This is a genomic window from Oleiphilus sp. HI0043 (assembly GCF_001634935.1).
In genome coordinates, this window is sequence record NZ_LWEY01001212.1 from 64359 (window position 1) to 76177 (window position 11819).

The window sequence follows — 11819 nt, forward strand, 5'->3', positions numbered from 1 at the left end:
ATCCATGTATCAAACAGTCTATTATTCTGGGGAATTATAGCGAGTTTTGCGAGACTTCAGGCGAACCAGTATGCAAAAAAATGAAGTACCTGCGATAAAAGTTATACGAGGCCTGCTAAGAGGCGCCCGTATAAGCTAATGAGGCCAACTGTATTACTTGCTTAACTTCTCTTGCTGCGCTTTGATTGCTGCTTGCTTTTCAAGTTTACGTCGAGCAATCGTCTCGCTGACATCGCCACCAATGTGTTTCTCATGGCGCAGCTTAGCGAGTTCTATTTGCTTCTGTCGTTCAGCGAAGCGGGCTTTTTGTGCTTCGGTGTGCATGTCGTGACACCTTGGGCAGCTAACGCCCTCAACATAAAGCTCGCTAGATTTATCTTCTTCTGTAATTGGAAGACGACATGCATTACATTGATCGTAACGACCTTTCTCCAGTTGGTGATTGACTGCTACGCGTTCATCAAAGACAAAGCATTCGCCTTCCCACATGGTCTCTTCAGCTGGAACTTCTTCTAAGTATTTAAGGATGCCGCCTTCAAGGTGATAAACGTCTTCAAAACCTTGTTCTTTCAGGTAAGCTGTCGATTTTTCACAACGAATACCGCCCGTACAAAACATCGCGACTTTTTTGTGCTTTGCCTTATCCAGGTTTTCTGCAACGTACTGAGGGAACTCTCTAAAGCTTTCGGTTCGAGGGTTCAAGGCATGTTGGAAGGTGCCAATTTCGACCTCATAATCATTTCGCGTATCGACTAGTAGAACTTCAGGGTCAGAGATGAGTGCGTTCCAGTCCTTTGGCTTTACATAGGTGCCAACTACTTCCTTAGGGTTTATGCCTTCAACGCCCATGGTGACGATTTCTTTTTTCAGTTTTACCTTGGTTCGGGCAAACGGAGCTTCTTGGGTGAAAGACTCCTTATAGCTAAGATCGCTCAAACGTGGGTCTGACTTTAACCACTCAAGAAGTTTGTCTATGCCCGCTCTAGAGCCAGCAACGGTGCCGTTGATGCCTTCTTCTGCAAGTAGTAGGGTGCCTCGTACGTCGATGCTCTTCATCAATTCAAGAAGAGGGGTTTGAATCTCTTTGTAATTTTCGAGTGTGACAAATTTATATAATGCGCAAACAACGTAAGTTTGCTCGTTTGGTGTGGTAGACATGTTATTTCCTATCAGCATGACCGGAACGTAAATCCGGCGCCTTGGTTTAGTGTTAAGAACTAGTTTTCTTGCTTGTCCTTAATGTGTTCAAGAATCTGTTTTTTCAGGCTCTTGGGGATTTCTGTAATAGTGAGCGTATTTGACTGCTCATCAAACAAGATTGTTTGCTGCATAAGGTCTGATGAAAAGGACAGGCTTAAACCATTGCCCTTGCCAGAGATTCTGACCAAATGCTTTAGCTTACGAGTGTCTGGGCGCAGGGTTTGGCTGGTGTCTAGTTGCGCTTCTTGTTCTGCGAATTGAGCAAAGCGGGTGGGTTCATTTTCATCAAGGAAGCCCGATAGCTCATTAATCGGCACTGCTTCACCTAGCTGCTGCTGTTCAACGCAAAAGTCATAGGCTTTTTGATGAAGCTGAGCAGCTTGCTTGGGTTCGGTTTCTTTGGTGTAGCCTGCTAATACTTCCATTAGCGTTTCAGTTTCTTTTGCGCTGTCGATAGAGCTCTTGAAACCGATTGACTGAGTGAATGCTTCACCTATTTTGGCTTTTGAGCGTGCGCGGACCAAGCAAAGGTATGGGTCAGTACTTTCGCTTTCTGAAAGCCAGTCATCAAGGTCGATGCGCAGGGCAAGATCCATTTTATTTGTGTTGAGGTAGTCCACGGTATCGAGATTAAGCCCAGAGTCTAGGAGTAGGCCGGAATTTGTTTCCAGCGCAAAGATATAGACTCGAGGGCCATCTGCACGTTCCTCATGAACCGTAAGGATAGTGGCTTCAAAGCTCTCGCTGGTTTTATCCACTAGGTCTTTGAGTTGATTCATGTAGAGAAGGCTTAGCTTCTCGAAGCTGATTTTTCCATCCAGTTGCTCTTTCAACCAGTTTTGATAGGGGGCACTACTATAGTCTTCATCAAATTGACCGTGGAATTTACCTGCTTTGAATTGAAAGACTTTTTTAAGTTGACTGAAGAGTCCTTCATGATCTGCAGTGACGTCAGGTGCCTGCTCACAGAGTTGAATTTCTGAAGGTTGATCTTCTTGCCAGCGAGTAATCTTATGAAAAACTAGCGAAGTAATAGCCATGGATTGAGTTCTCTCTGTGTCCAATGAAATAAGGGGCTACGAAGTAAATCGTAGCCCCTGTCTTTGGGTTAGGCTTACTGAGATGAGTATCTCAGTGAATCAAATTTAGCTAAGCCCTTTTACCTGTTCAGGAATATCTACGTCAGATGTTGCTGATAGTACGGTATCTGCAATATCTGAACTGCCTTCCAATGAGGTAATTGCAATTAAGCCTGCTTCTTTAGCTGCCTTAGCAATCAAGAGTTTATCTGCATCGTTGTCGGCCATGTGAGAGGTGATCAACAGGCAAGTTCGACCCTGATTGAACAGCTTACGCTCAGCGGCTTGAGCGAGTACATCACCCGCTTCACCTGAGCAAGCAATAATCGAGGCTACCTGGTGATCTAAACGCGCTGCACGCTCTGCTTCGCTAACAGGTTCCCACTGTGCGCTAGTATCTTCAGCGGCTTCAACGATCATGCCTGCGCCAACCGTTACGTTGGTTAGACGGTCGATAATAATGAAGGCGCCCGTTGCTTTGTTTTCACCATATGGGTCAAACGCAAGTGTCTGGTTTGCATGGATCGTACACAATGCAATACTGTTAAGCTCTAGTTCGCTGGCATCCTTTTTCTCAAGCGTATTAACGTCAATTAAATGCTCAATTGACTGAATTGACGCTGAAGCCTGCTTGGAACCAAGTTTAATATCAATAAGCTTGCCTGGCTGAATTTTGTCTTCAGACATCCAAACGATATGTGCTTTTACCGCAGAACTTACCGTTGGGTGATTGTCAGACTGAACAATCATATCGCCACGACTGATATCGATTTCATCATTCAAGGTAAGCGTAACCGCTTGACCTGCGAAACCTTCATCCAGTGAACCTTCAAAGGTCACGACTTCTTTTACGGTACTGCTTTTACCCGAAGGAAGTGCAGTAATTTTATCGCCAGGCTTAACGATACCCGAAGCAATCGTTCCACAGAAACCACGGAAGTTAAGGTTAGGGCGGTTAACGTATTGTACTGGTAGGCGGAAGTCTTCCAGATTCTTGTCTTTAGCTATTTCGACTGACTCAAGCATCTCCATTAGAGGCTTGCCTTTGTACCAAGGTGTCTTGTCGCTATTGCTGATTGTGTTAACACCTTTCAGTGCAGAAAGTGGTGCAAACTGGATATCGCCCAAATCTAACTGGTCAGAGAATGAAAGGTAATCGCTCTTGATTTCATTAAAGCGCTCTTCGCTGTAGTCAACCAGATCCATCTTATTGATGGCAACGATGACGTGCTTAATACCCAGTAAAGAAGCAATAAATGAGTGACGTTTGGTTTGCGTTAATACACCGTGACGTGCATCGATCAGGATGATTGCCAGGTCAGCAGTTGACGCACCAGTTGCCATGTTACGAGTATATTGCTCGTGTCCGGGAGTGTCGGCGATGATGAACTTGCGTTTAGCAGTTGAGAAATAACGATAAGCAACATCAATGGTGATGCCTTGCTCGCGCTCAGCCTGTAGGCCGTCAACTAATAGTGCAAGGTCGATTTCACCTTCGTTGGTGCCGGACTTAACGCTGTCTTTCTTAATTGCTTCAAGTTGATCTTCATAAATCATTTGAGAGTCATGAAGTAGTCGGCCAATAAGTGTGCTCTTGCCGTCGTCAACGCTACCACAAGTAAGAAGACGTAGTAGTTCTTTTTGTTCGTGTTGCTTCAGATATTCGTTAATATCTTCACTGATAAGATCTGACTGGTGTGACATGTAAACTATCTCTTTATTTGCTGCCTCGCGCTGGGTCTTAGCGTGAGGCAATAATCTTGGTTGCTATGTATCAGCTTTGTACGTATATGCTGGCCTAGAAATAACCTTCGCGCTTCTTCTGCTCCATTGAGCCTGCCTGGTCGTGATCAATGACGCGGCCTTGTCTTTCAGAGGAGGTGGTTAGTAGCATTTCCTGAATTATTTCGGGCAAGGTTGTCGCTTCAGACTCAACTGCACCCGTTAGCGGGTAGCAACCAAGCGTACGGAAGCGTACCGACTTCATCTCTACCTTTTCACCTTCTTCAATCGGCATACGTTCATCATCAACCATGATCATGACGCCGTCACGTTCAACAACAGGTCGCTTCGCTGAGAAATAAAGTGGAACGATATCGATGTTTTCCAGGTGGATGTACTGCCAGATATCAAGTTCTGTCCAGTTAGATAAAGGGAATACACGAATGCTTTCACCTTTATTAATCTTACCGTTATAAGTATTCCATAATTCAGGGCGCTGATTCTTTGGGTCCCAGCGGTGGTTTTCATCACGGAAAGAGTAAACACGTTCTTTAGCGCGAGACTTTTCTTCGTCACGTCGTGCGCCACCGAAGGCTGCGTCAAACTGATATTTGTCCAGTGCTTGTTTAAGACCTTGGGTTTTCATTACGTCGGTGTGCTTGGCACTACCGTGAGTAAAAGGTCCGATGCCTTGATCAACGCCTTCCTGGTTGATATGCACGATCAGATCGAAGCCATACTTTTTAACGGTCTCGTCACGAAACTTGATCATTTCCTGGAATTTCCAGGTAGTGTCAACATGCATTAGAGGGAAAGGTGGCTTACCTGGTGCAAAAGCTTTGCGAGCCAAGTGCAGCATAACAGCGGAATCTTTACCGACAGAATAGAGCATTACCGGATTATCAAATTCAGCGGCTACTTCTCGAATGATGTGGATGCTTTCAGCTTCCAATTGCTTTAAATGAGTCAAATTGTATTGCGACATATATGTAACTCTTACCAGAGGTCAATAAACGAAAAAATCGTGTTTAAGTGGATAGCTGCTATTTCTATAGGCTGCTACCTAACAAAAGGGTGCGGAATTATAACAGGCTTGTCGCTAAATAATAAGGGATGTGGTGCTTTAGTGAGTGGTGGTGGAGTGCGCTTATATTCTCACTTATGCTAAAAGATCAGATGTTTAGAATATAATGTTCTATTTAAGATGTCTCGATATCAGTAAGAAATACGGATGTCTTGTGTTTAGTTTATCGCTGTTTGGCGGCTCTTTTTGGGGTGCTACATTGCTAGTACTAGGAGCGGCAGTAGGAACACGCTATAATCGCGTTTTTGATAATTAAGCCAAGAGAAGAAGATGGACGTTAAAGCCTATATGGTCAAAGTGGGTGAGGCAGCTCGTCAAGCTGCTAGCCAGATGACTTCAGTCAGTACCGGATTAAAAAACAAAGCTCTATTAGCAACCGCTGATGCTTTGAATGCCAAGCGTGATATGTTGATTCAAGAGAATAAAAAGGATCTTGAGGCTGGGCGTGAAAATGGTTTGGATGATGCGATGCTTGATCGTTTGGAGCTTACGCCAGCGCGTATAGATGGCATGATTGAAGGCTTGCAGCAAGTAGCAGGGCTTGATGATCCTGTTGGAATTATTAACGATCTCAAGTATATGCCTTCCGGTATTCAGGTTGGCAAGATGCGTGTGCCGCTTGGTGTGATTGGGATTATCTATGAGTCTAGACCAAATGTAACGGTTGAAGCGGCGAGCCTGTGTATTAAATCGGGTAATGCAACGATTCTTCGTGGCGGTTCAGAAGCTATTCATTCAAACAAGGCCATCGCGAGCTGTATCGCAATAGGTTTGTCTGAAGCTGGCTTGCCTGAAACGGCTGTTCAGGTGATTGAAACGACAGATCGCGCGGCAGTGGGTGAAATGATCACCATGCCAGAATATGTCGATGTGATCGTGCCTCGTGGCGGAAAAGGTCTGATCGAGAGAATCAGTCGAGACGCTAAGGTGACAGTAATTAAGCACTTGGACGGTATATGTCACGTGTTTATCGACCGTGATGCGGATATTGAAAAGGCGAAGGCAATTTCATTGAATGCAAAAACGCATCGTTATGGCACTTGCAATACGATGGAAACGCTTTTGGTTGATGCGCCTGTCGCTGAAGAGGTTCTGCCCCAGTTAGCAGTTTTATATGCAGAAAAAGAGGTTGAGCTACGTGGCTGTGAGCAAACTTGCACAATCTTGAATAATGCGGGTTTTGCTGCGAAGGATGCGACGCTGGAAGATTGGCAGACAGAATATCTTGCGCCGGTATTATCTATTAAGGTGGTAGAGGGTATGCAGGAAGCCATTGCGCACATCAATGAGTTCGGTTCGCACCATACTGACTCAATTGTTACCGAGAACTATACAAAAGGTCGTCAATTCCTAGCGAGTGTCGATTCCAGCTCGGTAATGATCAATGCCTCAACGCGATTTGCTGATGGCTTTGAATATGGTTTGGGTGCAGAAATCGGCATTTCAACCGATAAGATTCACGCGCGTGGGCCGGTTGGTCTGCATGGCTTAACTTCGGAAAAATTTGTGGTGCTGGGCGATGGGCATATCCGTCAGTGAGGCCTGCATTAATTAGATTCCTTATGAGAAGTCTAACTTCGTGAAAGTTGTTTTCGGTGGTACTTTCGACCCGGTTCATGTTGGTCATTTGCGCATGGCCACCGAGCTTGTCTCGGAACTGGGTGTCAACAGTGTCGACTTGATGCCTTGTTACCAGGCTGTGCATAAGGATAGTGTGTCGGCAAGTGCTGACTCTCGCCTTGAAATGTTGAAGCTGGCGACAGCTCATGACTCGTGTTTGAATGTTGATGAGCGAGAGATTCGGCGGGGTTGTCCAAGTTATACCATTGAATCAGTTCGCGAGATGCGTCAAGAGCTTGGTGATCAGGCCTTGAGTATCGTCATGGGGACTGATGCTGCGCGAGGTTTAAGAACCTGGCGTCAGGCAGAGCAGCTATCAAAGCAGACGCATATTGTTGTTGTAAAGCGCCCGGGTGAACTTGAAGGCGATATAAAGCAATGTCTGGAGCAACTTGGCTTTGAATGGGTTATGTCTGCCAATTACTTGCATGAGCAGCCGGGCGGCTTAGCTTTGATGCTTGATTTGACGCAGTTAGATATCTCTAGCACTGCCATTCGTGAAGCGGTCAGGAAAAATAAAAGCATTCGTTACCTTGTGATAGGTGCGGTTGAAGACTATATCTGTGATAATGCGCTTTATCGAGAGTGAGTTGCTGTTTTGAAACGCTGTTTCAGAGCAGGCAAAATTAACCAAATGGGGAACACAAAGAACGTATGCAAACTGAAGAATTGAAAACTGTAGTGGTCGAGGCTTTAGAGGATCTTAAAGCTGATAATATCTGTGTGCTGGATGTTAAAGATAAAACTAGCGTCACAGACTATATGGTGATCGCTTCAGGGACTTCGAGCAGACACGTTAAGTCTCTTGCAGAAAATTTGGTTTCCGAAGTAAAAGATAAAGGCGGACGGCCTTTAGGTATTGAAGGTGCTGATGGCAGTGACTGGGTTTTGGTTGATCTGGGCGAGGTTGTCGTTCATGTGATGCTTCCCGCTTCACGCACATTTTATGACCTGGAAGGCTTTTGGCGTGATGGCCCGGATGCCAGTGCCTCAATGACTGAGCATTAACTATAGCCTTTTCTTTAGTTTTTCCTTTGGCTTATGTAATAAGCATAATTCAATCTCTGCACTGTTTGTGAATTGCGATAGCGATGAAAATAAAAATACTTGCTGTTGGTACTAAAATGCCGAAGTGGGTGACGGAAGGCGCAAACGAATATGTTAAGCGCCTTCCTAAAGACCTTCCTTTAGAGTTTATCGAGATTCCCTTGGGGAATCGTAGTAAGAATGCCGATATCAAGCGCGCTATTCAAAAAGAGAGTGCGGCTATACTCGCTCAAATTAATAGTCAGGATCATGTTGTTGCGCTTGAGGTTAAAGGTGTTAACTGGAGTACGGAGAAGTTAGCCTCTAACCTTGAAAACTGGCAAATGAGTGGCAAAAATCTAGTTATTCTTATTGGTGGGCCGGACGGCTTAAGCAATGAATGTCGAGCTCGTGCTGATCAGCAGTGGTCTCTCTCTGCATTAACATTACCTCATCCCATTGTTCGTGTTGTGCTTGCTGAGCAGCTATATAGGGCTTGGACGGTTACGCAGAATCACCCTTATCACCGTTCATGATTAAAAAGAGTGTTTGCAGTGTATTCGATCTATTTCAGGGGAGTTGGGTTTGAAGTCTGATCGTCGCCTTAAGGACTCGAATCGAGAGAAGCGAATTTATGCTTTTCGCACGATTGTGGCGTCAATCTTTGTCTTGAGTTTGACGGGCGGATTGATCTTCCGCATGTACTACCTGCAGATTACTAATCATACGCATTTTCAAACTTTATCCGATAAGAATCGCATGCAGTTGCAATCGATTGCACCAAACCGTGGTTTGATTTATGACCGAAACGGTATTTTGCTAGCTGACAATCGGCCAATTTTCAGTGTCGCGATTACACCAGAAGACAGCGCCTCCATTGATGAAAGTATTGCTTCGATTGCCCAAGTCATATCAATTTCTGATGATCATGTGAGGCGCTTTAAAAAACGTTTAAAACGGGCCAGAAGACCATTTCACCCTGTTATTCTAAAAAGTAAGTTGACCGAGAAAGAAATTGCGATGCTCGAGGTGCGCAGGCATGAACTGAAGGGAGTGAAGGTACTTGCCGAGCTCGCTAGACACTACCCGATGGCGAAAGATACTGCGCATTCGATCGGTTATGTCGGAAGAATAAATGAAAAAGAGCTAAAAAAGGTCGATGAGCAAAACTACTCGGCGACTAACTATATCGGCAAGCTTGGAGTTGAAAAATTTTATGAGTCAGAATTGCATGGTCAGGTTGGCTTTCAAACCGTAGAAACAAACGCCAGTAACAGGGTTTTGCGGGTGTTGGATAGAAGTGATCCGGTGCCAGGTAGAAATCTTACTCTACATATGGATGCACAGCTGCAAAACCGGGCAGTGGAGCTACTTGGCTCAAATAGGGGAGCCGTGGTCGCAATAGAGCCTGAAACCGGCGGCATACTGGCAATGGTTAGTACGCCGAGCTTTGATCCAAATGCTTTTGTTACGGGGATTGATTACAAGTCTTATGGCGAGCTAAGAGATTCTTTGGATCTTCCTTTATTTAACAGGGCATTAAAAGGGCAGTATCCACCTGGCTCTACGATTAAGCCTATGGTCGGTTTAGGCGGTCTTGATACCAATACGACCACGCGAGAGTTTAGCATTTGGGATGAGGGACGTTATCAATTACAAAATGATGAGCGGATATATCGCGACTGGAAGCGGGAAGGGCATGGGCGTATAAATTTAAGATCTGCTATTGCTCAGTCATGCGATACCTATTTTTACGATCTCGCGTTTAAAATGGGTGTTGATCAGATGTCTAAGTATTTAGGCTATTTCGGTTTTGGGAGTAATACTGCTTTGGATATTTCTGAAGCAAGATCCGGGATTTTACCAACTCGTGAGTGGAAGAAGGCCCTAAAAGGTCGCTCTTGGTATCCAGGTGACTCACTGAACCTAGGGATTGGTCAAGGTTTTATGCTTGCAACGCCATTGCAGTTGGCAACGGCTACAGCATTTTTGGCAAACCGGGGACGCTGGGTTGCACCAACTCTATTGAGGTCGATTTCCCTAAGAAAGGGAGAAAGCGAATATTCTGCTCGCCGTCGTGAGGTTGAAATGCCTGACCTTGATCTTAGCAGGCCGGAAGACCTTGATTATATTATTGAGTCGATGGCTGATGTGATGCATGGCCGTCATGGGACGGCTCGCGGTAGTGGTCGCAATGCTAGTTATAAAATGGCGGGAAAAACCGGAACAGCTCAGGTAGTAGGTATTGCTCAGGGCGAAAAATATGATGCTGAAGCCTTGATCGAGAGACATCGAGATCACGCTTTATTTGTTGGTTTTGCGCCGTTGGATGAGCCCCAAATTGCCGTGGCGGTGATTGTTGAAAATGGGGGAGGAGGAAGTAGTGCTGCTGCGCCAGTTGCTAGGGCCATGTTTGATGAGTGGTTGATTTCTCTCGGGCATATAGCTTCCTCTAATCCAGATACTCCAAAGGAATAGTCGTTTTGATATTTGAGTCGCGAATCAAATGAGTAGAGAGTTTCTAAGGCAGATGCCCGGGGCAGAAAGTCACTTGCGCAATAGTGGTGGTCTTCTGTTTCGCTTGCACCTAGACCCGATCATGTTGGGCTTGCTTCTATTGTTGTGTGCCGTTGGTCTGGCTATTTTATATAGCGCAGGTGGTCAAGATATGGTGTATGTCGAAAAACAGGCGACACGCTTCGGTATTGCATTTGTTGTGATGTTTGTTTTTGCTCAGCTAGATCCCAATGTCTACCGGCGTTGGTCTCCATGGCTATATGTTATTGGTGTCGCAGCGTTGATAGGGGTTATTTTCTTTGGAACGGGTGCTAAAGGTGCACAGCGATGGTTACAGCTACCAGGTTTACCGCGTTTTCAGCCCTCTGAGTTTATGAAGTTGGTGGTGCCGATGATGGTTGCATGGTTTTTGGCTGCGCGTTATTTACCTCCAAGCTTTAAGGCTGTCATGGGATCATTGGTGCTCGTTTTTATTCCGGTATTGCTCATTGTTAAGCAGCCGGATTTGGGGACTTCAATCTTAATTGCCGCCTCGGGTGTTTTTGTATTAATGTTTGCGGGTTTGAGCTGGAGGCTAGTCGGGGGCTTTGCTGTTTTACTCGCATCTTTTGCGCCGCTTATGTGGATGTTTGTGATGCGAGATTACCAAAAACAACGTGTCCTAACTTTTCTCGACCCAGAAAGTGATCCGCTAGGCTCAGGTTGGAATATTATTCAATCGAAAACGGCGATTGGCTCTGGCGGCACCTGGGGGAAGGGGTGGCTTGAAGGTACTCAGTCTCAACTGAATTTTTTACCTGAAAGTCATACCGATTTTATTATTGCAGTCTGTGCAGAAGAGTTTGGTTTTGTTGGCGTCTTGGGGTTGTTGCTTCTATATTTACTGATTATATTCAGGGGGCTGTTCATAGCGCTTAAGGCTCAGGATTCATATGGTCGTCTATTGGCGGGCAGTCTGGTCATGACATTTTTTGTATATGTTTTTGTAAATATCGGTATGGTAAGTGGTATCTTACCTGTTGTGGGTGTGCCACTTCCGTTGGTAAGTTATGGCGGCACCTCTGCGGTAACTCTAATGGCGGCATTTGGTGTACTGATGTCAATTCATACTCATAGAAAGATGCTGTCGCGCTAAGCGAATTGCGAACAATAAAAGGATTATGTATGCGTTCAGGAAATAAATTGTTTTTTGTAATCTCAGCTTGCCTGATGCTGTTGTCGGTTTCTTCGGCAAATGCGAACTATATTGAGCACGAAAAAGCTAAAAGCTTTATTGATATGATGGTTAGTAAGCACGGCTTTGAAAGTGCAAAGTTAGCTGAAATATTTTCTCAGGCAGAAAAGAAAGATAGTATTCTGAAAGCAATTGCTCGACCTGCAGAGAAGCGCCTCGAATGGAAGGGTTATCGAAAGATATTTCTTACCGATGATCGAATTAAGAAAGGTTTAGCCTTCATTGAAGAAAACCGAGAGAGCCTAAACCGGGCTCAGGAAAAGTACGGTGTTCCGGTTCATGTTATTGCTGCCATAATAGGTGTTGAAACTCGCTACGGCCGTAACAAGGGGAGTTA

Annotated in this window: 11 protein-coding genes; 7 read left to right on the plus strand and 4 right to left on the minus strand. The window is 45.1% G+C overall.

Annotated elements, in window-relative coordinates:
* Positions 1 to 153: 153 nt before the first annotated feature.
* The 4 genes from A3729_RS14765 to cysD all read right to left on the minus strand — a co-directional run bounded on the left by A3729_RS14765 (position 154) and on the right by cysD (position 4986).
* Positions 154 to 1158 (minus strand): rhodanese-related sulfurtransferase, encoded by a 1005-nt coding sequence (locus A3729_RS14765; RefSeq protein ID WP_068507924.1) that lies wholly within the window; start codon positions 1156 to 1158, stop codon positions 154 to 156.
* A 59-nt stretch (positions 1159 to 1217) separates the two neighbouring features.
* Positions 1218 to 2240 (minus strand): nucleoid-associated protein, encoded by a 1023-nt coding sequence (locus A3729_RS14770; protein ID WP_068507922.1) that lies wholly within the window; start codon positions 2238 to 2240, stop codon positions 1218 to 1220.
* 105 nt (positions 2241 to 2345) lie between these two features.
* Positions 2346 to 3983 (minus strand): sulfate adenylyltransferase subunit CysN, encoded by a 1638-nt coding sequence (cysN, locus tag A3729_RS14775; RefSeq protein WP_068507920.1) that lies wholly within the window; start codon positions 3981 to 3983, stop codon positions 2346 to 2348.
* Positions 3984 to 4077: 94 nt separating this feature from the next.
* A complete protein-coding gene (cysD, locus tag A3729_RS14780) occupies positions 4078 to 4986 on the minus strand; it encodes a sulfate adenylyltransferase subunit CysD (protein ID WP_068507917.1) in 909 nt (302 codons plus the stop codon).
* Between the two features lie 369 nt (positions 4987 to 5355).
* Here cysD and A3729_RS14785 point away from each other — a divergent pair, with 369 nt between their 5' ends.
* From A3729_RS14785 to A3729_RS14815, 7 genes are all read left to right on the plus strand, one after another.
* A complete protein-coding gene (locus tag A3729_RS14785; RefSeq protein ID WP_068507915.1) occupies positions 5356 to 6624 on the plus strand; it encodes a glutamate-5-semialdehyde dehydrogenase in 1269 nt (422 codons plus the stop codon).
* A gap of 40 nt (positions 6625 to 6664) precedes the next feature.
* Positions 6665 to 7294, plus strand: a complete 630-nt coding sequence (gene nadD / locus A3729_RS14790) for a nicotinate-nucleotide adenylyltransferase (protein WP_197475473.1) — start codon at positions 6665 to 6667, stop codon at positions 7292 to 7294.
* Between the two features lie 65 nt (positions 7295 to 7359).
* Complete coding sequence (gene rsfS / locus A3729_RS14795; RefSeq protein WP_068507913.1) at positions 7360 to 7713, plus strand: ribosome silencing factor; 354 nt, start codon at positions 7360 to 7362, stop codon at positions 7711 to 7713.
* Between the two features lie 83 nt (positions 7714 to 7796).
* Positions 7797 to 8267, plus strand: a complete 471-nt coding sequence (gene rlmH, locus A3729_RS14800; RefSeq protein WP_068507911.1) for a 23S rRNA (pseudouridine(1915)-N(3))-methyltransferase RlmH — start codon at positions 7797 to 7799, stop codon at positions 8265 to 8267.
* Between the two features lie 49 nt (positions 8268 to 8316).
* A complete protein-coding gene (gene mrdA, locus A3729_RS14805; RefSeq protein ID WP_068553355.1) occupies positions 8317 to 10209 on the plus strand; it encodes a penicillin-binding protein 2 in 1893 nt (630 codons plus the stop codon).
* A 28-nt stretch (positions 10210 to 10237) separates the two neighbouring features.
* Entirely contained in the window at positions 10238 to 11383 is a 1146-nt protein-coding gene (gene rodA / locus A3729_RS14810; protein ID WP_197469920.1) for a rod shape-determining protein RodA, read from the plus strand.
* A 47-nt stretch (positions 11384 to 11430) separates the two neighbouring features.
* A partial coding sequence (locus A3729_RS14815) for a lytic murein transglycosylase (RefSeq protein ID WP_197475863.1) occupies positions 11431 to 11819 on the plus strand: 389 nt, incomplete at its 3' end.

What these genes read in the sequence shown, in the direction of transcription:
- rodA (WP_197469920.1), top strand. Translation starts at nt 10,238, where the DNA reads ATGAGTAGAGAGTTTCTAAGGCAGATGCCCGGGGCAGAAAGTCACTTG.
- cysN (WP_068507920.1), bottom strand. Translation starts at nt 3,983, where the DNA reads ATGTCACACCAGTCAGATCTTATCAGTGAAGATATTAACGAATATCTG.
- A3729_RS14765 (WP_068507924.1), bottom strand. Translation starts at nt 1,158, where the DNA reads ATGTCTACCACACCAAACGAGCAAACTTACGTTGTTTGCGCATTATAT.
- rlmH (WP_068507911.1), top strand. Translation starts at nt 7,797, where the DNA reads ATGAAAATAAAAATACTTGCTGTTGGTACTAAAATGCCGAAGTGGGTG.
- rsfS (WP_068507913.1), top strand. Translation starts at nt 7,360, where the DNA reads ATGCAAACTGAAGAATTGAAAACTGTAGTGGTCGAGGCTTTAGAGGAT.
- A3729_RS14770 (WP_068507922.1), bottom strand. Translation starts at nt 2,240, where the DNA reads ATGGCTATTACTTCGCTAGTTTTTCATAAGATTACTCGCTGGCAAGAA.
- A3729_RS14785 (WP_068507915.1), top strand. Translation starts at nt 5,356, where the DNA reads ATGGACGTTAAAGCCTATATGGTCAAAGTGGGTGAGGCAGCTCGTCAA.
- cysD (WP_068507917.1), bottom strand. Translation starts at nt 4,986, where the DNA reads ATGTCGCAATACAATTTGACTCATTTAAAGCAATTGGAAGCTGAAAGC.